The 25672-nt window shown below is 73.7% G+C and carries 25 protein-coding genes; 19 read left to right on the top strand and 6 right to left on the bottom strand.

Features of this window, described 5'->3' with window-relative positions:
* Positions 1 to 58: 58 nt before the first annotated feature.
* The 6 genes from SRB5_RS02745 to SRB5_RS02720 all read left to right on the top strand — a co-directional run bounded on the left by SRB5_RS02745 (position 59) and on the right by SRB5_RS02720 (position 5916).
* On the top strand, positions 59 to 1453 hold the full coding sequence (locus SRB5_RS02745; RefSeq protein ID WP_153449716.1) for an amidase: 1395 nt from the start codon (positions 59 to 61) through the stop codon (positions 1451 to 1453).
* 163 nt (positions 1454 to 1616) lie between these two features.
* Positions 1617 to 3128 (top strand): sensor histidine kinase, encoded by a 1512-nt coding sequence (locus SRB5_RS02740; RefSeq protein ID WP_153449715.1) that lies wholly within the window; start codon positions 1617 to 1619, stop codon positions 3126 to 3128.
* A gap of 20 nt (positions 3129 to 3148) precedes the next feature.
* Positions 3149 to 3541: a roadblock/LC7 domain-containing protein gene (locus SRB5_RS02735; protein ID WP_153449922.1), complete on the top strand. Its 393-nt coding sequence runs from the start codon at positions 3149 to 3151 to the stop codon at positions 3539 to 3541.
* A complete protein-coding gene (locus tag SRB5_RS02730; protein ID WP_153449714.1) occupies positions 3538 to 3891 on the top strand; it encodes a DUF742 domain-containing protein in 354 nt (117 codons plus the stop codon). The genes SRB5_RS02735 and SRB5_RS02730 overlap by 4 nt, the downstream gene beginning before the upstream one ends.
* Before the next feature lie 4 nt (positions 3892 to 3895).
* Positions 3896 to 4492: a GTP-binding protein gene (locus tag SRB5_RS02725; protein ID WP_153449921.1), complete on the top strand. Its 597-nt coding sequence runs from the start codon at positions 3896 to 3898 to the stop codon at positions 4490 to 4492.
* 65 nt (positions 4493 to 4557) lie between these two features.
* On the top strand, positions 4558 to 5916 hold the full coding sequence (locus tag SRB5_RS02720) for a cytochrome P450 (protein WP_228389690.1): 1359 nt from the start codon (positions 4558 to 4560) through the stop codon (positions 5914 to 5916).
* 47 nt (positions 5917 to 5963) lie between these two features.
* On the opposite strand, the gene SRB5_RS02715 is transcribed toward SRB5_RS02720, so the two are convergent.
* Entirely contained in the window at positions 5964 to 6692 is a 729-nt protein-coding gene (locus SRB5_RS02715; protein ID WP_153449713.1) for a class I SAM-dependent methyltransferase, read from the bottom strand.
* A gap of 103 nt (positions 6693 to 6795) precedes the next feature.
* Here SRB5_RS02715 and SRB5_RS37375 point away from each other — a divergent pair, with 103 nt between their 5' ends.
* Positions 6796 to 7680, top strand: a complete 885-nt coding sequence (locus tag SRB5_RS37375; protein ID WP_153449712.1) for a peptidoglycan-binding domain-containing protein — start codon at positions 6796 to 6798, stop codon at positions 7678 to 7680.
* On the opposite strand, the gene SRB5_RS02705 is transcribed toward SRB5_RS37375, so the two are convergent.
* Entirely contained in the window at positions 7635 to 8840 is a 1206-nt protein-coding gene (locus SRB5_RS02705; protein ID WP_153449711.1) for an MFS transporter, read from the bottom strand. The genes SRB5_RS37375 and SRB5_RS02705 overlap by 46 nt on opposite strands.
* 68 nt (positions 8841 to 8908) lie before the next feature.
* On the opposite strand from SRB5_RS02705, the gene SRB5_RS02700 reads away from it, so the two are divergent.
* Complete coding sequence (locus SRB5_RS02700) at positions 8909 to 9889, top strand: ArsR/SmtB family transcription factor (protein ID WP_323376886.1); 981 nt, start codon at positions 8909 to 8911, stop codon at positions 9887 to 9889.
* Between the two features lie 101 nt (positions 9890 to 9990).
* Positions 9991 to 11229 (top strand): polysaccharide deacetylase family protein, encoded by a 1239-nt coding sequence (locus SRB5_RS02695; RefSeq protein ID WP_323376884.1) that lies wholly within the window; start codon positions 9991 to 9993, stop codon positions 11227 to 11229.
* 3 nt (positions 11230 to 11232) lie between these two features.
* Here SRB5_RS02695 and SRB5_RS02690 read toward each other — a convergent pair whose 3' ends face one another.
* Entirely contained in the window at positions 11233 to 12324 is a 1092-nt protein-coding gene (locus SRB5_RS02690) for a sensor histidine kinase (protein ID WP_228389689.1), read from the bottom strand.
* A 37-nt stretch (positions 12325 to 12361) separates the two neighbouring features.
* The gene (locus SRB5_RS02685; RefSeq protein WP_153449709.1) at positions 12362 to 13015 is read right to left on the bottom strand and encodes a response regulator transcription factor; all 654 of its coding nucleotides are present in this window, start codon (positions 13013 to 13015) and stop codon (positions 12362 to 12364) included.
* A gap of 87 nt (positions 13016 to 13102) precedes the next feature.
* Here SRB5_RS02685 and SRB5_RS02680 point away from each other — a divergent pair, with 87 nt between their 5' ends.
* From SRB5_RS02680 to SRB5_RS02665, 4 genes are read left to right on the top strand one after another with little or no spacing between them, the layout of a single operon-like run.
* Positions 13103 to 13651: a hypothetical protein gene (locus SRB5_RS02680; RefSeq protein WP_153449708.1), complete on the top strand. Its 549-nt coding sequence runs from the start codon at positions 13103 to 13105 to the stop codon at positions 13649 to 13651.
* A complete protein-coding gene (locus SRB5_RS37010; RefSeq protein ID WP_323376881.1) occupies positions 13648 to 14781 on the top strand; it encodes a peptidoglycan-binding protein in 1134 nt (377 codons plus the stop codon). Before SRB5_RS02680 ends, SRB5_RS37010 begins: the two co-directional genes overlap by 4 nt.
* Complete coding sequence (locus tag SRB5_RS02670; RefSeq protein WP_323376879.1) at positions 14778 to 15464, top strand: ABC transporter ATP-binding protein; 687 nt, start codon at positions 14778 to 14780, stop codon at positions 15462 to 15464. The genes SRB5_RS37010 and SRB5_RS02670 overlap by 4 nt, the downstream gene beginning before the upstream one ends.
* Positions 15461 to 16663 carry an ABC transporter permease gene (locus tag SRB5_RS02665; RefSeq protein WP_153449707.1) on the top strand — a complete coding sequence of 401 codons (1203 nt, stop codon included), beginning with the start codon at positions 15461 to 15463 and terminating at the stop codon, positions 16661 to 16663. The genes SRB5_RS02670 and SRB5_RS02665 overlap by 4 nt, the downstream gene beginning before the upstream one ends.
* Positions 16664 to 16702: 39 nt before the next feature.
* On the opposite strand, the gene SRB5_RS02660 is transcribed toward SRB5_RS02665, so the two are convergent.
* Both SRB5_RS02660 and SRB5_RS36210 read right to left on the bottom strand, forming a co-directional pair.
* Positions 16703 to 17782 carry a glycerophosphodiester phosphodiesterase family protein gene (locus SRB5_RS02660; RefSeq protein ID WP_153449706.1) on the bottom strand — a complete coding sequence of 360 codons (1080 nt, stop codon included), beginning with the start codon at positions 17780 to 17782 and terminating at the stop codon, positions 16703 to 16705.
* A gap of 109 nt (positions 17783 to 17891) precedes the next feature.
* Entirely contained in the window at positions 17892 to 20264 is a 2373-nt protein-coding gene (locus SRB5_RS36210) for a protein kinase domain-containing protein (RefSeq protein ID WP_228389688.1), read from the bottom strand.
* 195 nt (positions 20265 to 20459) lie between these two features.
* Between SRB5_RS36210 and SRB5_RS02645 the strand changes: the two genes are divergently transcribed.
* From SRB5_RS02645 to egtD, 6 genes are all read left to right on the top strand, one after another.
* Positions 20460 to 21017, top strand: a complete 558-nt coding sequence (locus SRB5_RS02645; protein ID WP_323376876.1) for an RNA polymerase sigma factor — start codon at positions 20460 to 20462, stop codon at positions 21015 to 21017.
* Positions 21014 to 21292: a zf-HC2 domain-containing protein gene (locus tag SRB5_RS02640; RefSeq protein WP_153449704.1), complete on the top strand. Its 279-nt coding sequence runs from the start codon at positions 21014 to 21016 to the stop codon at positions 21290 to 21292. Before SRB5_RS02645 ends, SRB5_RS02640 begins: the two co-directional genes overlap by 4 nt.
* A gap of 80 nt (positions 21293 to 21372) precedes the next feature.
* Positions 21373 to 22590 (top strand): ergothioneine biosynthesis glutamate--cysteine ligase EgtA, encoded by a 1218-nt coding sequence (gene egtA, locus SRB5_RS02635; RefSeq protein WP_323376874.1) that lies wholly within the window; start codon positions 21373 to 21375, stop codon positions 22588 to 22590.
* Positions 22587 to 23888, top strand: a complete 1302-nt coding sequence (egtB, locus tag SRB5_RS02630) for an ergothioneine biosynthesis protein EgtB (RefSeq protein WP_153449703.1) — start codon at positions 22587 to 22589, stop codon at positions 23886 to 23888. The genes egtA and egtB overlap by 4 nt, the downstream gene beginning before the upstream one ends.
* Entirely contained in the window at positions 23888 to 24661 is a 774-nt protein-coding gene (gene egtC / locus SRB5_RS02625) for an ergothioneine biosynthesis protein EgtC (RefSeq protein ID WP_153449702.1), read from the top strand. The genes egtB and egtC overlap by 1 nt, the downstream gene beginning before the upstream one ends.
* Complete coding sequence (gene egtD, locus SRB5_RS02620; protein ID WP_153449701.1) at positions 24658 to 25659, top strand: L-histidine N(alpha)-methyltransferase; 1002 nt, start codon at positions 24658 to 24660, stop codon at positions 25657 to 25659. The genes egtC and egtD overlap by 4 nt, the downstream gene beginning before the upstream one ends.
* The last annotated feature ends 13 nt before the right edge of the window (positions 25660 to 25672 follow it).

The raw sequence follows: 25672 nt of genomic DNA, 5'->3' as shown, positions 1-25672 counted from the left end.
AGCGCCCGGTCACGGCACACACCTTGGCCCCGCCCCCGACCGCGCGGATACTGACGCGATGACAGCCGTGCACGCCCCCACCGACGACGTCCTCGACCGCCACGACGCCGTGGCCCTCGCCGCCCTCGTACGCGACGGCGAGGTGAGCGCCGCCGAGCTCGCCCAAGCCGCCCTCCGCCGCGTCGAGCACGTCGACGGCGACCTGCGGGCGGTGGCCGTACGGCTGCCCAGCCCGGCCCTCCAGGACAGCGGACCGCTCGCCGGCGTGCCCACCTTCGTCAAGGACAACACCGACTACGAGGGACTGCCGACCGGCCACGGCAGCGCCGCCTTCACCGCCCGCCCCGCCCGCCGCCACGCACCCTTCACCCGCCAGTTCCTCAGCGGCGGGATGACGGTCCTGGGCAAGACCCGGCTGCCGGAGTTCGGCTTCAACGCCAGCACCGAATACGCCGGTGAGCCGCCCGTACGCAACCCCTGGGACACCGGCCGCTCCCCGGGCGGCTCCTCCGGCGGCAGCGCCGCCCTCGTCGCGTCCGGCGCCGTCCCCCTCGCGCACGCCAACGACGGCGGCGGCTCCATCCGGATCCCCGCCGCCTGCTGCGGCCTCGTCGGACTCAAGCCGACCCGCGGCCGCCTCGTCCCCAGCGAACAGGGCCGCAGGCTCCCCATCGACGTGGTCACCGACGGCGTCCTGACCCGGACCGTACGGGACACCGCCGCCTTCTTCGCCGCCGCGGAGGCCCACCGCCCGGCCGCCGGACTGCCGCCCCTCGGACTCGTCGGGGGACCGTCGGAGCGACGGCTGCGCATCGGCCTCGTCCTCGAGTCACCCACCGGCGCCGCCACCGACGACGAGACGCGCGCCGCCGTCACCGCCACCGCGAACGCCCTGGCGGACCTCGGACACACCGTCGAGCCGATGACCCTGCCCCTCGACCCCCGCTTCGAGCCGGACTTCCTCACCTACTGGGGTCTGCTGGCGTTCCTCTGCGGAGCCGGCGGCCGCCTTCTGTTCGACCGCCGGTTCGACGCCCGCCGGATGGACGGCCTCAGCCAGGGCCTGCGCGCCCGCTTCCGCCGCCACCTGACGACCACCCCCGCCGTGCTGCGCCGTCTGCGCCGCGCCGCGGCGGAATCCTCGCGCGCGGCACTCGACGGACACGACCTCGTCCTGACTCCGGTGCTGGCCCATACCACCCCCGAGCTCGGCCACCTCAGCCCCAACGTCCCCTACGACGAGCTCGTCGACCGGCTCACCTCCTACGTCGCCTTCACCCCCCTCGCCAACGTCGCCGGGACCCCGGCGCTCGCCCTCCCGGGCGGAACGACCGCCGGGGGACTACCCGTTGGAGTGATGTTCTCCGCCGCCCACGGCGACGAGCGGACCCTCCTGGAGATCGCCTTCGAGCTGGAGGCCGCGCGGCCCTGGAAGCCGAGCACACAGGCGTAGCGAAGGTCCCGTTACGGCCCTGCACAAGCGGACAACCCCCCTCCATATCATGTGAGTTGTCGTTCAGGTGAATATGCCAAGAAGTGGCACACCGCACTCCTGGAGGGGCTACGCTGCGTGCCTGTTCACACGGCTTGACGTAATGGACCAACCGAGGATGCCGATGGATCCCACAGGACCGGCCACCGGAATGCGGCGCGACCGCGCCGTGTCGCCCTGGGTGATACCGCCCATAGCAGTCGCCCTGGGCACACTGATCGCCCTGCTCGTCATCGGCACGGACGCCCGCGTGCCCGTCGCCTGGGTCGGAGGCTTCGCCACACTCGTGGTGTCCTTCGTCGCCCTGGTGGTGGACCAGCGCAGCAGCACCCTGGCCGCGCTGCGGGCGGACTACGCCGGACAGGAGGCCGCGGCCCGCGGCCGGCTGGCGCAGCAGGAGGCGGAGACGGTGCGGCTGGCCGCGCTGCTCCCCGAGGCGGTGCACAGACTGCAGAAGGGCGAGTTCGCCGAGGACGTCCTCAGCGAAGTGCGCTACGACCCCGCGCTGGCCCACGAGTTCCAGCTCGCCCACGAGGCCGCCCTGCGCGCCGTCGTCGACGCGATCCAGAACGCCGAGGACCTGCGCGAATCGGCGGAGCGCGGCTTCGTCAACATCGCCCGCCGGGTGCAGGCCATCATCCACCAGCAGGCGCAGAGCCTGCGGGAGATGGAGCAGCGCCACGGGCAGGACCACCAGGTCTTCGCCGACCTGCTGAAGCTCGACCACGGCACGGCCCTGGTCGGCCGCCTCGCGGACTCCATCGCGGTGCTCGGCGGCGACCGTCCCGGCCGCCAGTGGGGCAGGGCGGTGCCGCTGTACAGCGTGCTGCGCGGCGCCATGTCGCGGATCATCGACTACCAGCGCGTCGAACTGCACCCCGTCTCCGAGGTCGCCGTCGTGGGCCCCGCGGTGGAGCCGCTCATCCACGCCATCGCGGAGCTGCTCGACAACGCGACCCGCTACTCGCCCCCGCAGACCAAGGTGCATCTCACCGCCGCCGAGGTGCAGTCGGGCGTCGCCATCGAGATCGAGGACGGCGGCGTCGGCCTCAGCGAGGAGGCCCGCGAGCGCGCCGAGCGGATGCTCCGCGAGGCGCAGGCCGGCATCGACCTGCACGACCTCGGCGAGACCCCGCGCCTCGGACTGGCCGTCGTCGGCCGGCTCGCCCAGGCGTACGACCTCACCGTGGCGCTGCGTTCCTCCGCGTACGGCGGTGTCCGGGCCGTGCTCATCGTCCCCGCGACGCTGATCACGTCGACGCCCGCGACCGGCGCCGCGCACGGCATCGGCACCACCTTCGGCCCCCGCCCCCTGGCGGAGGCCGGAACCCGGCGCCGGGTTGCGGGGCCCAAGGCCTCGCCGCCCGTGGAGCTGGGCGCCGACCCGTCGGCCAACGGACTGCCGCAGCGCCGCCGCCGGCATCTCGCGACGGCGGCGGAGACCAGCGAGGCGGCCCCGGCCGCAGGCCCCGCTGCCCCGGCCGCGACCGCCACCGCGAAGCCGGAGGGCAGCAGCGAACCCGGGATGTGGCTGGGCGAATTCACCGATGCTCTGGCCGGAAGGGATGGTGCACCCGACGTGCCGTTCCCGCAGAGTGGTGACGAGTCAACGGACGAGCGCGACAAGAGGGAGTAATCGTGGTGCGTCGAGCGGACATGGACTGGATGCTCAAGGAACTCGCCGAGAGCGTTCCGCAGACCCGCCACGTCGTCGTGCTGTCGTCGGACGGGCTGCGTATAGCCCAGCACGACACGGAGCCCGACACCGCCGACCGGCTGGCGGCCGCGTGTGCCGGACTGCAGAGCCTGGCCCGGTCGATCTCGGACGTGTTCCCGGGCAGTACCCGGCAGTTGAAGATGATCGTGATCGAGGTGAGCGGCGGCTTCTTCTATCTGATGGCCGCAGGTGCCGGGGCCTATCTGGCCGTGGCGGCGGACGAGGGCGTCGACGCGGGCCTGATGGGCCGGCGGATGCGGGATCTGGTGGCCCGTATCGGCGCGCATCTGACGAGCCCACCCCGCAGTACCGTCGACGGATCGGCCATATGAGCGACGAGGACCACGCATGGCACGAAGCAGGACCTGAGCGGCTCTACGTCATCACCGGCGGCCGCTCGGGCGAGGCTGCCAAGGAACCGCTGGACCTCGTGACGCTGGTGATCGCGCGCTCCGGACCGCCGCACGGTATGCAGCCGGAGCAGGCCGCGATCCTGCGGCTGTGCACCGCGCCGATCTCCGTCGCCGAGATCGCGGCCTATCTCGGGCTCCCGTTCAGCGTGGTGAGTGTGCTCCTCGGCGACCTGCTCGCCGAGGAGCTGGTCGTGACCCGATCGACCGTCCCCCCCGTCGCCGACATGGGACTGATCAAGGAAGTCATCCGTGGGCTCGAACAGCTTTGACGCGATGGCCGGACCGCGGCCTCAGGACGTGCTCCCCGACTCGGCCAGCGTCGCCGTGAAGATAGTCGTGGTCGGCGGCTTCGGGGTGGGCAAGACCACCCTGGTGGGCGCCGTGAGCGAGATCTCGCCGCTCACCACCGAGGAGACGATGACCCAGGCCGGCGCCGGGGTCGACGACCTCTTCGGGGTGGAGGAGAAGGACGCCACCACCGTCGCCATGGACTTCGGCCGGATCAGCCTCAACGAACGGCTGGTCCTCTACCTCTTCGGCACCCCCGGCCAGCAGCGCTTCTGGTTCCTGTGGAACGGCCTCTTCGACGGCGCCCTCGGCGCCGTCGTCCTGGTCGACACCCGCCGGCTCGAGGCCAGCTTCGACGTGCTCGGCCGGCTCGAGGAGGCCGGCGTGCCGTTCATCGTGGCCGTCAACCAGTTCCCCGAATCCCCCGTACACCCTCTCGACGAGATCCGTGCCGCCCTGGATCTGGCTCCGGACATCCCCCTGGTGGGCGCGGACGTGCGCCGGCGGGACTCCGGCAAGGACGTACTGCTGGCGCTGCTGCGTCATCTGCACGATCTCGCTCAGCCCCTGGAGGCAAGGTGACCACAACCCCGCAAGACTCCGCAGACGGTGGTCAAGTACCACCACCCGGCTGCCCGGCCCACGGCATGTCCGCGGAGGGACTGACCCGGCTCTACGGCCCGGAGATGGAGGACAACGCCCCCGCGCTGTACGAGAAGCTGCGCGCCGAACACGGCGGGGTCGCTCCCGTCCTGGTCCAGGGCGACGTACCAGCCTGGCTGGTCCTCGGCTACCGGGAGAACCTGGACGTCACCCGCAACCCGACCCGCTTCACCCGGGACTCGCGGCTGTGGCGCGAGGCCCACGAGGGCCGGGTGGCGATCGACAACCCGCTGCTGCCGATCACCATGTGGCAGCCGATGTGCGCGTTCCTCGACGGCGAGGAGGCCAAACGGCTGCGCTCGGCGGTCACCGACTCCATGAAGCGGATGGACCGCCGCGGCGTCCGCCGCTACGTGACGCGCTACGCCAACCAGCTCATCGACGAGTTCGCCTCCGCCGGCCACGCCGACCTGGTGGCGGACTTCGCCGGCATCCTGCCGATGCTGGTGTCGACCAAGCTCCTCGGCATGGCGGACAGCGAGGGCCCCCGGCTGCTGGACGCCGCGCGGGACATGGTGAAGGCCTCCGAGACGGCGATCGCCTCCAACGCCTTCATCATCGACACCCTGCGTGCCCTGGTCGCCGAGAAGAAGCGCAAGCCCGGTGACGACTTCGCCAGCTGGCTCATCGGACACGAGTCCCAGCTGTCGGACGACGAGCTGGCGGAGCATCTGCGCCTCGTACTGATCGCCTCCTACTCGACCACCGCGAACCTGATCGCCAACACGCTGCACATGGTGCTCACCGACAAGCGGTTCCGCGGCAATCTGGCGGGTGGTCACATGACGCTGCCGGACGCGCTGGAGCAGGTGCTGTGGGACGCTCCGCCGTTCACCGCCGTCTACGGGCGGTGGGCGACCGGGGACACCGAGCTCGCCGGGCACCACATCAAGGAGGGCGACATGCTGGTGCTGGGCCTGGCCGCCGGCAACACCGACCCGGCGATCCGGCCCGACATGTCCGCGCCCGTCCACGGCAACCGCTCGCATCTGGCGTTCAGCGGCGGGCCGCACGAGTGCCCCGGCCAGGACATCGGCCGGGCGATAGCGGACACCGGCATCGACGCGCTCCTCGCCCGGCTCCCCGATCTGCGCCTCGCCGTGGACGAGGACAAGGTGCGGTGGCGTACGTCGCTGCTGTCCCGGGACCTCGTCGCGCTGCCCGTCGCGTTCACCCCCCTGGACCCGGCCGTGGTCGGCGACGCGGGCCGTGTCGCGCATCATACGGAGCCGTCCGCCCAGCAGTCCCGGCTCCCCGTCCCGGTCCCGGACGCCGCCGCCCCGGCGCGCACCGGACGGCAGTCGTGGTGGCAGTCGGTCCTCAGGTGGATCAGGGGCGCCTGATACCGGCGGGGGCGCGGACCCGCCCGCGCCCCCGCCTTCCCCATCCCCTACCGCCGCCGGGCGACCACCAGCCGGCACCGCGGGCTGCCGTCCGCGCGGCGGCCCAGGGCCTCGAGCGCGGTGGTCGACACGTCGAACCCCGCCACCGCCAGATCCCGGGTGACGTCCGCCAGCCGGAACGTGCGGTAGTACATGACGAACCGCGGCCACCACACCGTGTTGCGCAGCCGCATCGCCGCGTCGAAGCCCCACAGCGTCCAGTACGCCCGCGACCCCACCCGCGGCGGCGCCACGACCGGGAACGCGAACACCCCGCCGTGGCGCAGCACCGACCGCACCTCCGCGAACAGCGCCGGGAACTCGCGGGGGAGGAAGTGGCCGAACGCCCCGAAGCCGGTGACCACGTCGAACGCCGGGGCGAACGGCAGCCGGCGCACGTCCGCCCGTACCCACCGCACCGCGGGCCCCTCTGCCCCGGCCGGGAACGCGCGGCGGGCCCGGGCCAGCATGCCGGCGCTGAAGTCGACGCCCACCACCCGGTCCGTACACACCTCGCGCAGCACCCCGACGCCCGCGCCCGTCCCGCAGCAGTGATCGAGGCCCGTGGCGAACGGGCCGAGCTCCCGCAGCGCGTCCGCCACCGCCGCCAGCACCCGCTCGCCGGTGCGGAAGGCGGTGGCGTCGAACTTCGGGGCGAGCAGGTCGTAGCCGTGCTCGACGGACGACAGCGCCTGGACGGCGAGTTCGCGGAAGGTGGGGCCCTGTGGAGTGGACATCGGCGATCACGGTAGCGGGTGAGGGAGTCGTACGGGATTTCCGGAGGCATCCGTGGGTCCCGCGTTTCTCCACTAGAGTCCGATACGAAGGGGGAAAAGCCCGGTGGAGTCTGACATACGACGACCATGTGGCCGATGCCGTGCTATCGGCCCGTGCACCTGTGCCTGGTTCACCGACGAGGAGCGCCCGCCCCTGACCGTCCGCCCCTACGCGCCGCCCGCCGACACCCTCCCGGCCCCGTACGGCTCCTACCCGCCCCCCACTGCCGCCCCACCGCTCCCGTACGACGACGACCCCATCGACCTCGGCCTGTTCGCCCCCGACCGCCCGGATCCCCGCGAGCTCGGGCCGCCGCGCCCGTCCCGCCGCCGCTCGCACCGCGCCCCCACCCGCCGCCGCAATCTGACGGCCGCCCTCTTCGCCCTCGTCACGACCGCCGCCACGGCGGGCGTCGTCACCCTCGGCCTCAAGGCGTTCGACGACACGGACCACCCCACCCGCGTACTGCCCGACCCCACCCGCTCGGCCCCGGACCTGGCCCCGGACGACGAGGAAACCCCGACGCCGAAGCCCTCCGCGAAGAAGCCGAAGGCCTCCCCGAGCACCGAACCCCGCGCCGCGACCGCGACCCCGGCCCCGTCGCGCTCCTACCCGCCCTCCCGCTCCCCGCGCCCGGACCACACCGCCCCCGGCGGAGCCGGACGGCCCGCGCCGACCTCCCCGCCGCCCTCGAGCCCCGCCCCCAGCAGCCCTGCCCCGACCTCGGCCCCGTCCACCCTGCGCCGGGGCGACGAGGGACCGGAGGTGACCGAACTGCAGCACCGGCTGGGGCAGCTGAGGCTGTACGACAAGGACGCCGACGGCGTCTACGACCGCGACACCTACGAGGCCGTCCGCACGTACCAGAACGCCCGCGGCATCACCGCCGACCCGCCCGGCGTCTACGGACCCGCCACCCGTGAGGCCTTGGAGCGCGAGACCTCCTGAGCCGGGACCGGACGCAGCCCCGGCGCCAGCGCCAGCGTGACGGCGGCCGACGCGACGGCCATCACCGTGATCGCGGCGGCCGGCGACAGCAGTTGCGCGACCGTACCGGCCAGCGCCGCGCCCACCCCCTGCATGGTGAGCATCCCCGCCGTCTGCAGCCCCATCGCCTGACCGCTCAGCTCGGTGGGCGTCAGCCGCATCAGCTGCTCCTGCAGCAGCAGCGACGCCGCGAAGCCGGCGGACGCGGTGAAGGCGGCGAGCGCGCCCAGCGGCAGCGCGGGGTCGAGCACGAACACCAGGTACGGCACCGCGAGCAGCAGCCGCAGTGGTGCGGCCAGCCGGTCCCGCAGCCACGGCGGGATGAACCGGCCGACGACCGTGTCCCCGGCGAGCATGCCGGCCGCCGCGGCGGCGAACAGCACGCTCGCGTGGTCCGGGTCGTACGAGACGAACAGCGATTCGCAGCCGACGATCAGCCCGTTGGGCACCCACCCCGCCAGGAAGACGTAGCGGCGGGGCACCGACGACCACAGCAGGGTGTTCACCCGCCAGGTCTCGGCCACCGACGGCCGCCCCGACGCGCGCGGCGGCCGCCGGGTCAGCCCGAACCGGGTCACCCCGGCGGCGACGGCGAACAGCACCGCGCAGATCACCAGCGTCTGGCGGGGTGACAGCAGCTGCAGCAGTGCCCCGCTCAGCGCGAAGCCGCACACCTGCATGGTGCCGTTCGCCATGTTGAGCACCGACCGGCCCAGTACGAAGCCCTCCGGCGGCAGTACGTCGGTGAGCAGCCCGTACCGCACGCCGCCGCCGACCGAACCGACGATCCCCTGTGCCAGGATCACCACGAAGATCGCCCAGATCGGCAGCCCCGGCAGCGCGATGACCGCCGTGCCGAGGGCGAAGCACAGTGAGATTCCCGCCAGCGCCCCGCGCGGCGGCAGCCGGTCCGCCGCCGACATCAGCACCGTCGCGCCGACGACCTGTGCGAACGCGGCGCCGAACATGCTGAGGGCGGCCAGCAGCGGTGATTCGGTGGCCCCGTAGACGTAGGTGCCGAGGGCCAGTCCGCTCATGGTCATGGCCGCGCTCTGCACCACGGCGGTGGCGAAGAGCGAGGTGAACTGCGGTGTTTTGAACAACTCCCCGTAGGTACGCATGCGGGGGAGTCTCCGGCGGTCCGGCGGGCGTGCGTTAGAGTTTCGCGGCTGCGCGAAAGGAGTCCGGGGTGGGGCTGTGGCTGCTGGACACCGACACGCTGGCGGGCAGCCGGTTCAGCGTGTCCGCGCTGGCCGAGACGACGTCGGCGTTCCTGGCCCTCGACTACGGCGCGGGCGGGCATCCGGGCCACCGGGCGTGGCTGGCCCGCCATCTGCCCGCGTACCGCGCCCTGCTCGCCGCCGACCCGGCGCTCGGCCCGCTCACGGACGCGGTCGTGGGCCACCGGAACTGGCTGGCGGACTTCCTCACCCCGGCCTCCGCGTACGAGCCGGGGCGGTCCTTCGAGGAGGAACTGGCGCGCATCAGGGCCACCGCCCCGGACCGGGCCCGCGCCGACCTCGTGGTGTCCCGCCCGGGCCCGCTGCCGCCCGTACTCGACCGCGACGACCTGCCGGAGCTGCTGGCGGGCGTGCTGCGCTGGGTGTGGACCGAGACGGTGCTGCCGTACTGGCCGCGCCGCCGGCGGATCCTCGAGGCCGACATCGTCGCGCGCACCCGGCATCTCACCGAGGGCGGCTGGTCGGCGGCGCTGGACGACATCCGGCCGGGCATGCGGTGGCTCGGCGAGGGGCGGCTGCAGATCAACAAGCAGGACAACCCGCCCCGGGACATCTCCGGCCGGCGGCTGCTCCTCATCCCGGTGACCGCGGCCGAACGCGGCTGGGTGGCCTGGGACGACAGCGATCTGTACGCCCTCACCTACCCGTGCCACGGGGTCCTGGCGGACACCGACCGGACGCAGGCCGCGCCGCGCGCGCTGGGGCGGCTGCTCGGGACGCACCGGGCGGCGGTGCTGGCGCTGCTCGGGACGCCGATGAGCACCACCCAGCTGGTGGCGGTCACCGGGCAGGGGCTCGGTTCGGTGGGGCGTCATCTGAAGCTGCTGTACGACGCCCGGCTGATCGCGCGCCGGCGGTCGGGGCGGTCGGTCCTGTACTACCGCACGACGGCGGGGGACGTCCTCGTACAGGCGCAGTCCGGGGTCTGAGGGAGCGCGACACGCCCTCGCGGCGAACGGGTGAATAAGTCTGATTTGTCCAATTGTCGGGTTATCTCTCCATAGGTTCGGTCGACTGGAGAGGTGGCCCCGTGTACAAATCCCTGCGCCTGACGTTCGCAGCCTGCATCGCCGCGGCACTGACCGCGGCGGCGGGCTGTTCCAGCGGCGGCGACGTCGAGGCGAAGAACGACGCGAAGGCGAATCAGGCGCTTCCCGTCATCAGCAACGGCAAACCCCTGCGGCTCATCGGCGACGGCTCCACCGCCTGGACCGGACTGCAGCCGCACCAGCCGAAGTTCGGGAAGCTGAGGCCCGGTCAGAAGCCCCCGCAGTTCGTCGTCTTCTCCTGGGACGGCGCCGGCGAGGACGGCTCCGGGCTCTTCCGGCACTTCCGCGAGGTCGGCAAGAAGTACGACGCCACCATGACGTACTTCCTCAGCGGCCTGTACGTGCTCCCGGAGTCCAGGCGCGGCGACTACCACGCCCCCGGGCACGAGGCCGGCGCCTCGGACATCGGCTTCCTCAACGACCTGCACGTCAGGCAGACCATCGAACAGGTGCGCGCCGCGTGGCTGGACGGCAGCGAGATCGGCACCCACTTCAACGGCCACTTCTGCGGGCCCACCGGCGGCGACAGCTGGTCGGTGGCCGACTGGAAGAGCGAGATCGACCAGGCCAAGCGGTTCGTGAAGACCTGGAAGACCACCACCGGCCTCACCAGGGCCGCCCCGCTGCCGTTCGACTACGACAAGGAGCTCGTCGGCGCCCGCACCCCGTGTCTGGAGGGCCGCGACAACCTCGTGAAGGCCGCGGGCGAACTCGGCTGGCGCTACGACACCAGCGGCGTCAACCTCCAGGTCTGGCCCCGCAAGGAGCACGGCGTGTGGGACCTGTCCATGCAGACGGTGCCCTTCCCCGGCAGCGACCTGGAGGAGCTCACCATGGACTACAACTACAGCGTCAACCCGCGCGTGACCCCGGCCACCGCGGAGAACCAGATGTACCGCAGCCTGATGATGGGCTTCGACCGCTCCTACGCCGGCAACCGGGCGCCCCTGATCATCGGCAACCACTTCGAGCAGTGGGGCGGCGGCGCGTACATGCGGGCCGTGGAGCACACCATCAAGACCCTCTGCCCGCGCGCCGACGTGCACTGCGTGTCGTTCCGGCAGCTCGCCGACTGGCTGGACGCCCAGGACCCGCAGGTGCTGGACAAGCTCCGCGGCCTGGAGGTCGGCCAGGCGCCGGCGGACGGCTGGGCGAGGTATCTGGCCCCGCCGCCCCCGGCCCGCGACCGGAACGACCGGGGCGACCGGAACAAGGCGTGAGCCTCAGGGGAACCTGACCCGGACGTCGAGGCCGCCCCGCGGGCCGGGGTCGGCCTCGACGTCCGCGTCGTGCGCCGCGGCGATCGCGGCCACGATGGACAGCCCGAGACCGTGTCCCGGCGGGCCGGCCGTGCGCGGGTGCAGCCGCTGGAAGGGCTGGAACAGGCGGTCGATGTCCGCCGCGTTCACCACCGGCCCGCTGTTGACCACCCGCAGTTCGGACCGGCCGTCCCGGACGCCGGTCGTCAGCCGGATCCAGCCGCCGGGGCGGTTGTGGCGGCGGGCGTTGTCGACGAGGTTGCCGACCAGCCGCTCCAGCAGCCGCGGATCGCCGGTGACCGGCGCCGGCCGCAGCACCGCCTCGACCGGCAGCGCGTCCGGCGGCGAGGCGAGCAGCACGTCTCCGGCCGGCCCGGCGAGGTCGGTGGGCTCGCGGTGCTCCGGACCGCGCTGGCTGCTCGACAGGGTGAGCAGCGCCTCGATCAGCCGCTCCTGCTCCTCGCCGGCGGTCAGCAGCCTCTCGCACAGCTCGCGCAGCGTCGCGGCGTCCGCGTCCGGGTCGCCGAGGGTGACCTCGATCATCGCCCGCTGGAAGGTCAGCGGGGTGCGCAGCTCGTGCGAGGCGTTCGCGACGAAGCGCTTCTGCGCGTCGAAGGCGCTGTCCAGCCGGGCCAGCAGACCGTCGAACGTGTCGCCGAGGTCCTTCAGCTCGTCGTCCGGTCCCGTGACCGCCAGCCGTTCGTGGAGGTTGCGTTCGGAGATCCGGCGGGCCTTGTCGGCCATCGTCCGTACGGGCCGCAGCACCCGCCCGGCCATCACCCAGCCCAGGGCCACGGACACGGTGGACATCAGCGCCAGGGCGACCGCCGAGCGGTTGAGCAGTTCGCTGAGCCGGCGCGCCCGGTCCTCGGCGGCGTGGGCCCGGCCCCACGCCTCCAGCGCCTCACGGTCCAGGGCGGGCAGCGGCAGGTCGCCGGGCGCCCGCTGCCGACTGATCACGAACTTCGGCCCGTCGGCCGTGGCGACCAGCAGATACGTGATCCCCAGCAGCGCGACCCCGGAGACCAGGAACAGCCCGCCGTACAGCAGCGTCATCCGCAGCCGGACGGTCCATCGCAGACCGCGGCCCCGGTCAGACGCGGTAGCCCGCATACGGCACCGTCTCGATCACGGGCGGCTCGCCCAGTTTGCGGCGCAGCCGGCTGACCGTCACCTTCACCGTGTTGGTGAACGGGTCCGCCGCCTGGTCCCAGGCCCGTTCCAGCAGCTCCTCCGCCGACACCACCCGGCCCTCGGCCGCCAGCAGCAGCTCCAGTACGGCCAGTTCCTTGGGGGAGAGATCCAGACGCCGCCCGCCGCGGCGGGCGATCCGCTGCCCCGCGTCCAGCACCAGGTCGCGGTGGGTGAGGACGGGCGGTACGGCGGGCCGCGAGCGGCGGGCCAGCGCCCGCAGCCGGGCGATGAGTTCGGCGAACGCGAACGGCTTGGGCAGATAGTCGTCCGCGCCCAGGCCCAAGCCGTCCACCCGGTCGGCGATCGTCGTCGCCGCGGTGAGCATCAGCACCCGGGCCCGCCCGCCGCGCGCGACCAGCGCCCGGCAGACGTCGTCGCCGTGCAGCCGGGGCAGATCGCGGTCCAGCACGATCACGTCGTAGTCGTGCAGGTCCGCCAGATCCAGGGCGTCCTGCCCGTCGAAGGCGAGGTCCACCGCCATCCCGTCCCGGCGCAGCCCGGTGGCCACGGTCCGGGCCAGCTCGCGATGGTCCTCCGCTATCAGCACGCGCATGGGGGACAGTCTGCGGCAGCGGGCATAACAGCGCCGTAACAGCGCGCGTTCCCCTCGTGTAACCGGCGGGCGCGTTGGCTGCGGGGCATGACCCATACGCAGAACGCGGCACGTGTCCGCGCCCTCCTCGCCCTCGCACCGGTCCTGCTGGCCGGGGCCCTCCTCACCGGCTGCTCGGGGGACGGCGACGACACCTCCGGCGACAGCGCCTCCTCCTCGAAGCCGACCGATCCCAAGGACAAGGCCCTCGCCTTCTCCGAATGCATGCGCGAGAACGGGGTGGAGAACTTCCCCGACCCGACCGACGGCGGCATCAAACTCACCCCCGACAGCGGCATCGACATGAACTCCGACACCTTCACCCAGGCCCAGGAGGCCTGCCGCGACCTCTCCCCGCAGGGCGACGCCGGCCCCGGCGGACAGCTCGACCCCGCGAAGGTCGCCGTCTGGGCCGACTGCATCCGCGCCGAGGGCCTGAAGGACTTCCCCGACCCCGAGGTGAAGAACGGGGCGATGGAGATCGACATGAGCAAGCTCGGCGTCGAACCCGACAGCGACGAGTTCCAGGGCGCCATGCAGGCCTGCCGGGACAAGAGCCCGGGCGGCGGCATCATCATGAAGGGCGCGCCCAAGTGACCGAACAGCCCGACACCCCACGGGACGAGCCCCGCCGCCGCAGGCCGGTGCGCGCCCTCCTCATCTCCCTCGCCGCGCTCACCGTCGCCGGTACGGGGGCGGCCGCCGCGACCGGCGTCCTCGGCACCGACAGCGAGGCCACCGCCGGCGCCGCCCCCTCCGGCCCCGCGAAGACCGCGAAGGTCGAACGCACCACGCTCACCCGCACCGAGACCGTCGAGGGCACCCTCGGCTACGGTGAACCGGCGCCCGTCCAGGCGGGATCCCCCGGGCGATCCGGCGCCGGCATCCTCACCCAGCTCCCCGGTGAAGGCGCGGTGATCGAACGCGGCGAGACGGTCTACAGCCTCAACGAGGAACAGGTCCCCCTGCTGTACGGCACCACCCCCCTCTACCGCGCCCTGGACACCGGCGCCGAGGGCAAGGACGTCGCGATGCTGGAGAAGAACCTCGCCGCCCTCGGCTACACCGGCTTCGACCCCGACGACACCTACACCTCGGGCACCGCGACCGCCGTCCGCGCCTGGCAGGACGACCTCGGCCGCGAGGAGACCGGCACCGTCGCCCCCGGCGACGCCGTCGTGGCCGCGGGAGCCCGCCGCGTCGCCGAGGTCACCGCCGCCATCGGCACCGCCCCCGCCGGCGGGATCCTCACCTGGACGGGCACCCACCGCCTGGTCACCGTGGACCTCGAGGTGCGCTACGAGGACCTGGTCCGCGAGGGCACCACCGCCTCCGTAGAGCTGCCCGACGGCACCGAGGCCGCCGCAGAGGTGACCGACGTCGGCAACGCCGCCACCGCCCGCCCCGACGCCGGCGGCGAGGGCTCCGCGGACGCGGCGGACGCCACCGTCCCCGTCGAACTGACGGTCACCGACCGGAAGAAGCTCGGCCGCTACCAGGCCGCCCCCGTCGACGTGACCCTGAGCGCCGACAAGCGCGAGGACGTACTCGCGGTGCCCGTGCAGGCGCTGGTGGCCCGGCCCGACGGCGGCTACGCGGTGCAGGCCGTCGCCGCCGACGGCACGGTGGCGTACCGCCCCGTCGAGCTCGGCATGTTCGCCGGCGGCCGGGTCGAGATCACCGGGGACGGCATCACCGAGGGGCTGACCGTGGGGGTGCCCGCGTGATCCCGCCCGTCGTCGAACTGCGCGGCGTGTCCAAGACGTACGGCGAGGTCACGGCGCTGGCCGGAGCGGACCTGGTCGTCGAACGCGGCGAACTGCTCGCGATCGTCGGCCCGTCCGGGTCCGGCAAGTCCACCCTGCTCAACATCATGGGCACCCTCGGCCGCCCCACCGCGGGCACGGTGCTCGTCGACGGCCATGACATCGACGGCCTCGGCGACCGCCGGCTGTCGGCCCTGCGCGCCGGGCACATCGGCTTCGTCTTCCAGTCCTTCCACCTCGCTCCCGGCGTCCCCGCCCTGGACGCCGTCGCCGACGGACTGCTCTACGGCGGCCGGCCCCGCGCCCGGCGCCGCCGCCTCGCCGAGGAGGCGCTGCGCCGGGTGGGCCTGGGCCACCGGCTGTACAACGAGCCGCACCAGCTCTCCGGCGGCGAGAAGCAGCGCGTCGCCATTGCCCGGGCGGTGGCCGGCGAGCCGGCGCTGCTCCTCGCCGACGAGCCGACGGGGGCGCTCGACTCCCGCTCCGGCGCCGCGGTGATGGAGCTGCTGCGCGAGCTGCACGGCGGCGGCACGGCCGTCGTCGTCATCACCCACGACCGGGACATCGCCGCGTCCCTGCCCCGCGAGGTGCGGATCAAGGACGGCCGCATCGCCCACGACTCACGGCTCGAGGTGGTCGTATGACCGTCGCGGCAGCGCCCCCGCGGCCCGCCCGGCTGAGCCCCGCCGACGTGCTGCGCGTCGGCGGATCGGGGCTCAGGTCGCGCCCGATGCGGGTGTTCCTCTCGGCGCTGGGCATCGCCATCGGCATCGCGGCGATGACCGGCGTGGTGGGCATCTCCACCTCGTCCACGGAGGAGCTGAACCGCCGGCTCGACGAGCTGGGCACCAACCTCCTCACCGTCTCGCCCGGCACGTCGTTCACCGGCGAGGCCGCGCATCTGCCGGCGGAGTCGGTGGAGATGGTGGGCGCGCTGGACGGCGTCACGTCGGTGTCCGCCGTCGGCCTGACCGGGGCCAAGGTCTACCGCAACGACCACATCCCCGTGCAGCAGACCTCCGGCCTCGGCGTCTACGCCGCCCGTACGGACCTGCCGCGCACCGTCGGCGGCGAACTGGTGGCCGGCGGCTGGCTGAACTCCGCCGGCGGGCGCTACCCGACGGTCGTCCTCGGCTCGCGGGCCGCCGCCGAGCTCGGGGTGTACGAGCCGGGGGCGCAGGTGTGGCTCGGCGGCCGGTGGTTCACCGTCGTCGGCCTCCTTGGCGCCAACGCCCTCGCGCCGGAGCTGGACTCCGCCGCCCTCGTCGGCTGGCGGGCGGCCACCGAGGAGCTCGGGTTCGACGGCTACCCGACGACCGTGTACACGCGCGCCGAGCCGGACGCGGTGACCGGGACGCAGCAACTGCTGGGCGCCACCGCCAACCCGGAGAACCCGGGCGAGACGCAGGTGTCGCGGCCGTCGGACGCGCTCGCCGCGAAGGAGGCCACCGACGACGCGCTGTCCGGGCTGCTGCTGGGGCTGGGCGCCGTGGCGCTGCTGGTCGGCGGGGTGGGGGTGGCCAACACCATGGTCATCTCGGTACTGGAGCGGCGCGCGGAGATCGGGCTGCGGCGCTCGCTGGGGGCCACCCGGGGGCAGATCCGTACGCAGTTCCTCTGCGAGTCGCTGCTGCTGTCCGCCCTCGGCGGGGCGGGCGGCGTCGTGCTGGGCATCGGGGTCACCGCCGGGTACGCCGCCTACCAGGGCTGGCCCACGGTCGTACCGCCGTGGGCGATGGCCGGCGGGCTGGCGGCGACGCTCGTCATCGGCGGGCTCGCGGGCTTCTACCCGGCCCTGCGTGCCGCCCGGCTGCCTCCGACGGAGGCCCTGGCGGCGGCGTAGAGCGTCCCCGGGGGACTCGCTCCCCCGGGGACGGCCGGTTTACCTGTACCGCTTGGGCAGGTGGAAGCCGCGGTCCTTCAACACCGTGCGCAGCACGTCGGGGCGGTCGGTGATGAGGCCGTCCACGCCGTCGTCGATGAGCTTGTTCATGGTTGGCACGTCGTCGACCGTCCACGGGATGACCTTGATGCCGCGGGCGTGCGCCGACCGGACCATCTCCGCCGTGGTGTACGGGACGTAGTCCGGGTCGGTGATCTTCCCGGCCTGCGGGTCGCCGTGCACGGGCGACAGCGCGTCGGCGCCGAAGGAGTCGACCGCGGCGATCAGATCGCCGTCGAAGTCGTCGATGTCGATCCCGCCCAGCCACGGCGAGGCGCCCGGCTGCCCCGGCTGGAGGAACTGGTTGCCGTTGGTCAGCGCCACGATCGGCAGCTCGGGGGCCACCTCATGCATCCGCATCAGCGAGCCCCAGTCGAAGCTCTGGATCGTCACGTGCTCGCCCAGCCCCGACGCCCGCACCTGGCGCGCCACGATCCGTACGAAGTCCTCGCGCGGGGCGGTCTCCTGCGGGGCGCCCGCCTCGACCTTCGTCTCGATGTTCATCCAGACCTTCTCGGCGCCCTTGCTCTTCACCAGGTCGAACACCTCGGTGAGCAGCGGGATCCGGGCCCCGGGGCTGGGCCGCTGGCCCGGGAACTGGGCCTGGGGGAGCGAACCGCAGTCGAGCGTACGGACCTGGGCGAGCGTCAGGTTCGTGATGAACTTGCCGACGTACGGATACTCCGGGTCGCCGGGGAAGGCCGGTCCCGTGTCCAGGCACTTGGCGCCGGTGATCTTCCGGTCGTGGGTGACGACCGCCTGCTTGTCCTCGGTGATCTGGACGTCGAGCTCGAGGGTGGTCACGCCCACCGACAGGCCGTTGGCGAAGGACGCCAGGGTGGACTCGACGACCAGCCCGAGCCCGCCCCGGTGGGCCTGCAGGTCGAAGTCCCGGTGGCCCGGCACGGCGGCGGCGGTCGTCGCCGGCGCGAGCACGGCCAGTGCGGCGGACAGGGCGGTCGTCAGGGCGGTCGTCAGGACGGCGAGGCGGGTGCGGTGGACTGGTGCGGTCGCTCTCATGCGTTTCCCTCCGCGGGAATCTCGGTCGAGTCAACGCCCGCAATCTCGGCGACAGTTGTGACCGCGTCAATGCCGCCGGGCGAAAACGGGACCACCCCCCGGTGAACGCTCAGTCGTCGGGCAGCGACGCCTTCATCACGTCACGCGCGATCTGCGCCGCCGGCAGGCTGTCCTTCCCCTCCACGATCACCGCCACCGCGACCTTGCGCCCGTCCTGGTGCTCGGCGTACGAGACGAACCACTGGTACGGCGAGATCTGTGCGCCGTCCGTACGCTCCTGCACGCTCGCCGCGAGCCCGCCGACCTTCATGCCGGGGATCGCGGCGGGTGAGCCGGACTCCTCGACGGCGCCCTCCAGCGCCTCGCGCAGCACGGCGGCCGTGTCGTCGTCGACCGGCGAGTCCAGCTCGCCCGTCTCGAACCGCTTGATCACCGACTCGTCGGCGCGGCGCAGCTCCTGGACGAGATTGGGCTTCGTCATGAAGGTGCCGTCGGCGATCGCCGCGATGACCATCGCCATCTGCAGCGGCGTGGCCCGGGTGTCGCCCTGGCCGATGCCGGCCAGCACGTTCTGCGGCCGTCCGGCGTTGCCGGGGAAGGTGCTGTCCGCGGCGCGGACGGGGACGTTCAGTTCCTTGCCGAAGCCGTAGTCGCTGGCCTTCAGCAGCAGCTCACCGTTGCCCAGCTTGTCGCTGAGGTTCCCGAACACCGTGTTGCAGGAGTACGCGAACGCCGTGGTGAGCGACGCGTTCTCGCACGCGCCCGGCTGCGGGTTCCGCAGCTGGGTGGCGGACAGGGGCAGCGTGTACGGCTCGGGGGAGTCGGTCGCCGAACCGGCGTCCTTCACCAGCCCCTCCCGTACCGCGGACGTCGCGGTGACGAGGGAGAAGGTGAACCCTGGCGGGTAGGTCTCGTGCAGGGCGCGGTTCAGCAGCGGCTTGTCCGGGTCGTCGTTGAGCTCCTTCCACGCCGCCTCGTCCGCCGAGGCGTTGCCCGCGAACCGGGCCGGGTCGTACGACGGGGTGGAGGCCAGCGCCCGGATCTTCCCGGTGAGCGGGTCGAGGGCGACGACGGCCCCCTTGTGGTCGCCGAGGCCCTCGAACGCCGCCTTCTGGACGGCGGGGTCGATGGTGGTCAGCACCTGGTTGCGGCCCGTGGTGAGCTGCTTGCGGTAGACGGCCTCGAGCCCGCTGTCGCCGAAGGCCCGCGAGCGGAACCCGGTGACGGGCGCGTACAGCGGCCCGGCGGTGTAGGTGCGGCGGAACGGTTCGCCCTCGGAGCCGGTGACGGGCTTGTGGTCGACGTAGATGTCGCCGAGCCCCACCACCGCGGCGTGTCCGTCGTCGCCGGGGGGCGTGCCGCCGCCCTGCCCGCCGTCGTCGCCGAAGCGGTCGACGGCGAACACCGTTCCGCCGACCACGATCAGCGCCCCCGCCACGGCGCCCGCGATCCGCCCGGTGCGGCGCCGGCCGCCGGGCGCGGGGACGCGGGTGGGGGCGGCGGGGGAGGCCGGGGCGTGGGTCACCGCGGCCGGGTAGGAGGGCGCCGTGGGCTCCGGGTACACCGGCGGCGGGCCGAAGCCGGTCGACAGGGCGTCGAGGGGTTCGGGCACGGACGGCGGGGTGACCTGCGTACCGGCGAGCCAGCCCGGTCCGCCGAGGTCGAACAGCTCGCCCCCGGCCGCGCGCCGGCACAGGGCGACGACCTCGGCGGGCGCGGGGCGTTCGGCGGGCTCCTTGGCCAGACACCGGCCGACGAGGTCACGCAGCCCCGCCGGGGTGTCCGTGAGGTCGGGGTCCTCGGCGACGATACGATAGAGCATCGCCTCGCTCGCGCCCTCGCCGTACGGGTGCCTGCCCGTCGCCGCGAAGTGCGCCACCAGCCCCAGCGCGAACACGTCGATCGCCGGCCCCGGCTGCCCGCCGCCGCGGATCTGCTCGGGCGCCATGAACCCCGGCGTGCCCAGCCGCACGTCCGCGCCGGTGAGCGCCGTCGCGTCGGAGGCGCGCGCGATCCCGAAGTCGATCACCCGCGGCCCGTCCTCCGCGAGCAGCACGTTGGACGGCTTCAGGTCCCGGTGCACCACGCCCGCGGCGTGGATGGCGGCCAGGGCCTCCGCGACGCCGGCGGCGAGCTGCAGCACCGTCCGCAGCGGCAGCGGCCCGTGCTCGGACACCGCCTGGGACAGCGAGGGTCCCGGCACGTACGCCGACGCCAGCCAGGGCTGGGGGCCCTCGGTGTCGCTGTCGAGCAGCTGCGCGGTGTACAGCCCGTGCACCCGCCGCGCCGCCTCGACCTCCTGCGCGAACCGCCGCCGGAACTCGGGGTCCTGCGCGTACTCCCGCCGGATCACCTTCAGGGCCACCGGCCGCCCGGCCGGGGTGTTCGCCAGATAGACCGCGCCCATACCGCCGGCGCCCAGTCTGCCCCGCAGCAGGTAGCCGCCGATCTCCGTCGGATCGTCCGGTTCCAGCGGCTGCATACGGGCTCCCCCTAGCTGTGGCGACTGCGACAAGCGGGCCTAGCCTAAGGCGAGCACCAAGTGCCCTCGGTCACCGGCCCTGTTCAACCGGACGACGACTCCCGGCCATGTTCAAACGCCTGTGCGGTTTGGGTCGCGGAGAATGGAATCGTCCGGTGGGGTCACCGGGTTTCCGGCGCCGTGGAGGAGCGAGTGGTGTACTCGGCGAAGGACGCGGCACGTGGCGAGGCGTTCGCCAGATTCGTGGTGCCGGAGGTGGAGGTGCTGCTGCGGGCGGCCACCACCCTCACCCCCCAGCCCGCCGACGCAGAGGACCTGGTGCAGGAGACCCTGATCCGGGCCTACCGGTCCGCCGACCGGTTCGACGGCCGGCATCCGCGGGCCTGGCTGCTGACGATCATGCGGCGCGCCGAGCTCAACCGGCACCGGCGTCGCCGCCCTCATCTGCTGGACGACCCGGACGCCGAACTGGACCGGCTGACGCCCGCCCTGGGCGACGCGCAGCCGACGCCCGAGGCGGTGGTGCTCGGCGAGGTCTTCGACGAGGAGGTGGAAACGGCGTACAGCGGACTGCCGGTCAAGCACCGACAGGTGGTACGCCTGGTGGACATCGACGGGTTCAGCTACGGGGAGGCCGCGGAGCTGCTCGGCGTCCCCAAGGGGACGGTGATGAGCCGGCTGCACCGGGCCCGCGCCCGTATCCGCGAACAGCTGGCCGCCGTCGGGCTGGCCCCGAAGGGAGGCGTGTCATGAGGACCCCGCTCGGGCGCCGGCGGCCCATGGGCTGCTCCGAGGTCGCCCTGGTGCTCCAGTCCTACGTGGACGGCCAGACCCGGCCGCGGACCCGGGACCGGGTGACCGAACACCTGGGCTGCTGCGCCTGGTGCGCGTACGAGGCCGCCACCTACCGGGAGATCAAGAACGCGCTGGCCCGCCGCGACCCCGTGGACCGCGAGGCCCTCGCCCGGGTCCGGGCCTTCGCCGAATCCCTGCTGCGCGACGAACCGGACGGCACCCCGACGGCCTGACCCCCTCCGGCCGGGGCGGCGTGGAATACCCGCGCCGCCCCACCGGGTTCCTCTGGTCCCACCCGACCGGAGGAGGACCCGTGGAGGCACAGCTGGGCAAGCAGGACGCCGAGACGCGGATCGGCGGCATCTGCTTCAAGACCGGACCGCCCGGACGCACCGGCGCCGAACTGGAATGGCTCGTCCACGACCGCGCCCACCCCCGCCGCCCGCTCACCGAGCGCCGCCTGACCGAGGCACTCGCCCCCCTCACCGAACCCGGCGCGCTGCCCGGCGGCAGCAGCCTCACCCGGGAACCCGGCGGCCAGGTCGAACTGAGCTCACGCCCCGCCGATTCCGTCGCCGGCTGCGTCGAGGACCTCGCCGCCGACCAGGCGGCCCTCGACGAGGTCCTCGCCCGCTCCGGGCTCCTTGCCACGGGCCGCGGACTCGACCCGTTCCGCGTCCAGCGGCGCATCCTCGACGAGCCCCGCTACCGGGCGATGGAGCGGCACTTCGACCGCATCGGCCCGTGGGGCCGGGTGATGATGCGCTCCACCGCCGCCGTCCAGATCAATCTGGAGGCCGGCGACGACCCCGCCGCCTTCCGCCACCGCTGGATCCTCGCGCACCGCCTGGGCCCCGTCCTGCTGGCGGCCTTCGCCAACTCACCTCTGTGGCGGGGCCGGCCCACCGGCTGGCGCTCCACCCGCCAGGCCGTCTGGGCGCGCGCCGACCCGGACCGTACGAGACCGGCCGCCGCCGACGGCGGCGACCCGCACACGGACTGGGCGCGCTACGCCCTGGACGCACCCGTGATGTGCATCCGCCGCCCGCCGCCCGAGGAATGGACGGCACCGGACGGACTGACCTTCCGCACCTGGCTGGCGGAGCCGGCCGACGGCCGCGGCGCCGAACCCGACGACCTCGACTACCACCTCAGCACCCTCTTCCCGCCCGTCCGCCCGCGCGGCTGGCTCGAGCTGCGCATGATCGACGCCCAGCCCGGCCCCGGCTGGGCCGCCGCCGTCGCGGTGGCCGCCACCCTCCTCGACGACCCGTGCGCCGCCGAGGCCGCGTACGAGGCCACCGAACCCCTCACCGGCGGCGGCGAACTGCCGCCCCCGGAGCTCTGGCTGCACGCCGCCCGGCACGGCCCGGCGGACACAGCCCTCGGCAAGGCCGTACGCGCCTGCGTGAGCGCCGCCGAGGCCGCCCTCACCGGCGAACCGCGCCGCGCGGTCGCCCAGTTCGCCGAACGGTACGCCGAACGCGGCCGCTGCCCCGCAGACGATCTGCTGGAAGGAACCACCCGATGACGACCGACCTGCGGACCGACCTCCGCGACCGGGCCCGCACGGCGCTCGAACGCGCCCGCCGCCGCACCCTGGCCCTCACCGACTGCCTCGACGACGACGGACTCACCGCCCAGCACTCACCGCTGATGTCCCCGCTGGTCTGGGACCTGGCGCACATCGGCAGCCAGGAGGACATCTGGCTGCTGCGGGCCGCCGGCCGCGGCCCCGGCCTGCGCCCGGACCTGGACGACATGTACGACGCGTTCCAGCACCCCCGCGCCGACCGCCCCGCCCTGCCCCTGCTGACGCCCGCCCAGGCGCGGCGCTACCTCGGCGAGGTCCGCGACCGGGCGCTCGCCGTACTGGCCGGATCCGACCCCCACGGCGACGATCCGCTGCTGGCCGACGCGTTCGTCTTCGGCATGGTCGCCCAGCACGAGCAGCAGCACGACGAGACGATGCTCGCCACCCACCAGCTCCGCCGCGGCACCCCCGTCCTGCACGCCCCCGCACCCCCCGGCGGCCACCCGCTGCCCGACGAGGTGCTCGTGCCGGGCGGCCCGTTCACCATGGGCACCTCCACCGACCCCTGGGCACTGGACAACGAACGCCCCGCCCACACCGTCGAAGTCCCCGCCTTCCACCTCGACACCACACCCGTCACCAACGCCGCCTACCAGGAGTTCATCGCCGCCGGCGGCTACGACGAGCCCCGCTGGTGGCACCCCGACGGCTGGGCGCACGTCCGCCGCACCGGCATCCACGCGCCGCTGTTCCGGCGCCGCGACGGCGACGCCTGGCTGCGCCGCCGCTTCGGCCGCACCGAACCCGTACCGCCGGACGAGCCCGTCGTGCACGTCTGCTGGTACGAGGCCGACGCCTACGCCCGCTGGGCCGGCCGGCGGCTGCCCACGGAGGCGGAATGGGAGAAGGCCGCCCGCCACGACCCGGCCACCGGCACCTCCCGCACCTACCCCTGGGGCGAGGCCGAGCCCACCGCGCGGCACGCCAACCTCGGCCAGCGCCACCTCGCTCCCGCCCCCGCCGGCGCCTACCCGGCCGGCGCCGCGCCCAGCGGCGCGCGGCAGCTGATCGGCGACGTGTGGGAGTGGACGTCCTCCGACTTCACCGCCTACCCGGGCTTTGGGGCCTTCCCCTACCGCGAGTACAGCGAGGTGTTCTTCGGCCCCGGGTACAAGGTGCTGCGCGGCGGCTCCTTCGGCGCCGACCAGGTCGCCGTCCGCGGCACGTTCCGCAACTGGGACTACCCGATCCGGCGGCAGATCTTCGCCGGCTTCCGCACCGCCCGGGACGCCTGATGTGCCGTCATATCGCCTGGCTCGGCGAACACCCCCGCGGCGTGGCCGAACTGCTCACCGACCCGCCGCGCGGGCTGTACGAGCAGTCGTGGGCGCCGCGCCGGCAGCGCCACGGCACCGTCAACGCCGACGGCTTCGGCATCGGCTGGTACCCGCCGGCCGGACCGCCCGCCCGCTACCGGCGGGCGGTGCCCGTCTGGGCGGACGGCAATCTGCCGGACCTGGCCCGTACCCTGCGCACCACCGCCCTGCTGGCTGCCGTCCGCGACGCCACCGCGGGCACCAGCCAGGACGAGTCCGCCGCCGCCCCGTACACCTCGGGACCCTGGCTGTTCAGCCACAACGGTGCCGTACCCGACTGGGAACGGCTGCCCGCCGACGCCGGGCTCCCGCTCACCGCCGAGCGGCTGCTGCGGCTGGAGTCCCGCTGCGACGCCGCCCTGCTGTGGGCCGCCGCCGACGGTCAGCTCGCGGCGGGCGCAGAGCCCGACGAGGCGCTCGCCCGGGTCGTACGCGACACGGCGGCCGTACGGCCCACCGCCCGCCTCAACCTGCTCCTCACCGACGGCGACCGGATCGCCGCCACCCGGTGGGGCGACACCCTCTGGTACCGCGCCGGCGCCGGGGAGGTCCTCGTCGCCTCCGAACCCGACGACGCGCCCGGCGCCCCCTGGCAGGAGGTGCCCGACCACTCGGTACTCCTCGCCACCCGCCACTCCGTCACCGTCACCCCGCTGACCGCCCGCGTCCCGGAAGGATCCCTCCGTTCATGACCCGCCGCCCCAGCGCCCTCCACACCCCCGCACGCCCCCGGTTCACCCTCACCCGCCGCCTCGCCGCCGACCACGCCGCCCGTACCCTGCGCGCGGACGTCGCCGCCGGACTGACCGCCACGCCCAAGACCCTTCCGCCGAAATGGTTCTACGACGCCCGCGGCAGCGCCCTGTTCGAGGAGATCACCCGCCTCCCCGAGTACTACCCGACCCGCGCCGAACGCGAGATCCTGCAGGCCCGCGCCCAGGAGATCGCCGCGCTCACCGGCGCCCGAACCCTCGCCGAACTGGGCTCCGGCTCCTCGGAGAAGACCCGCCTGCTCCTCGACGCCCTCGGCCCGGGGCTGCGCTCGTACGCCCCGCTCGACGTCAGCGACAGCGCGCTGCGGGAGGCGGGGGAAGCCCTGATCCGCGACTACCCGCGGCTGGACGTCGCCGCGACCGTCGCCGACTTCGAGTCCGCCCTCACCCTGCCCGACACCCCGGGGCCGCATCTCCTCGCGTTCCTCGGCAGCACGATCGGCAATCTGGACGCCGGACAGCGGGCCGCGTTCCTCACCGCCGTCCGCGCCGCGCTGGGACCGGACGACGCGCTGCTCCTGGGCGCCGACCTGGTCAAGGACGCCGGCGTGCTGCGCCGGGCCTACGACGACGCGCAGGGGGTCACGGCGGAGTTCAACAAGAACGTGCTGCACGTCCTCAACCGCGAACTGGACGCCGACTTCGACCCCGACACCTTCACCCACCGCGCGGTGTGGAACGCCGTCGAGGAGCGCGTCGAGATGCATCTGCGCTCCGACCGGGCCCAGACCGTGAAGGTCAAGGCGCTGGACCTGGCCGTCGACTTCGAACGGGACGAGGATCTGCGGACCGAGATCTCCGTGAAGTTCCGGCGCTCCGCCCTCACCGACGAACTGGCCGCCGCCGGACTCACCGTACGCAGGTGGTGGACGGATCCGCAGGAGCGGTTCGCGCTGCTCCTCGCCTTCGTCCGGTGAACCGTCCCCGGGT

It is taken from the genome of Streptomyces smaragdinus, assembly GCF_009604385.1.
Taxonomy (GTDB): Bacteria; Actinomycetota; Actinomycetes; order Streptomycetales; family Streptomycetaceae; genus Streptomyces; species Streptomyces smaragdinus.
Note: the sequence above shows the minus strand (reverse complement) of the source record. Positions and strands in the feature narration are given on the sequence as shown.

Excerpts from the sequence above, each read along its gene's own strand:
- SRB5_RS02680 (WP_153449708.1), top strand. The coding sequence starts at position 13,103 with ATGACCCATACGCAGAACGCGGCACGTGTCCGCGCCCTCCTCGCCCTC.
- SRB5_RS02660 (WP_153449706.1), bottom strand. The coding sequence starts at position 17,782 with ATGAGAGCGACCGCACCAGTCCACCGCACCCGCCTCGCCGTCCTGACG.
- SRB5_RS02740 (WP_153449715.1), top strand. The coding sequence starts at position 1,617 with ATGGATCCCACAGGACCGGCCACCGGAATGCGGCGCGACCGCGCCGTG.
- SRB5_RS02720 (WP_228389690.1), top strand. The coding sequence starts at position 4,558 with ATGTCCGCGGAGGGACTGACCCGGCTCTACGGCCCGGAGATGGAGGAC.
- SRB5_RS02690 (WP_228389689.1), bottom strand. The coding sequence starts at position 12,324 with ATGACGCTGCTGTACGGCGGGCTGTTCCTGGTCTCCGGGGTCGCGCTG.
- egtB (WP_153449703.1), top strand. The coding sequence starts at position 22,587 with ATGACGACCGACCTGCGGACCGACCTCCGCGACCGGGCCCGCACGGCG.
- SRB5_RS36210 (WP_228389688.1), bottom strand. The coding sequence starts at position 20,264 with ATGCAGCCGCTGGAACCGGACGATCCGACGGAGATCGGCGGCTACCTG.
- SRB5_RS02730 (WP_153449714.1), top strand. The coding sequence starts at position 3,538 with ATGAGCGACGAGGACCACGCATGGCACGAAGCAGGACCTGAGCGGCTC.
- SRB5_RS02735 (WP_153449922.1), top strand. The coding sequence starts at position 3,149 with ATGGACTGGATGCTCAAGGAACTCGCCGAGAGCGTTCCGCAGACCCGC.
- SRB5_RS02745 (WP_153449716.1), top strand. The coding sequence starts at position 59 with ATGACAGCCGTGCACGCCCCCACCGACGACGTCCTCGACCGCCACGAC.
- SRB5_RS02640 (WP_153449704.1), top strand. The coding sequence starts at position 21,014 with ATGAGGACCCCGCTCGGGCGCCGGCGGCCCATGGGCTGCTCCGAGGTC.
- SRB5_RS02685 (WP_153449709.1), bottom strand. The coding sequence starts at position 13,015 with ATGCGCGTGCTGATAGCGGAGGACCATCGCGAGCTGGCCCGGACCGTG.
- SRB5_RS02715 (WP_153449713.1), bottom strand. The coding sequence starts at position 6,692 with ATGTCCACTCCACAGGGCCCCACCTTCCGCGAACTCGCCGTCCAGGCG.
- SRB5_RS02665 (WP_153449707.1), top strand. The coding sequence starts at position 15,461 with ATGACCGTCGCGGCAGCGCCCCCGCGGCCCGCCCGGCTGAGCCCCGCC.
- SRB5_RS02725 (WP_153449921.1), top strand. The coding sequence starts at position 3,896 with ATGGCCGGACCGCGGCCTCAGGACGTGCTCCCCGACTCGGCCAGCGTC.
- egtC (WP_153449702.1), top strand. The coding sequence starts at position 23,888 with ATGTGCCGTCATATCGCCTGGCTCGGCGAACACCCCCGCGGCGTGGCC.
- SRB5_RS02705 (WP_153449711.1), bottom strand. The coding sequence starts at position 8,840 with ATGCGTACCTACGGGGAGTTGTTCAAAACACCGCAGTTCACCTCGCTC.
- egtD (WP_153449701.1), top strand. The coding sequence starts at position 24,658 with ATGACCCGCCGCCCCAGCGCCCTCCACACCCCCGCACGCCCCCGGTTC.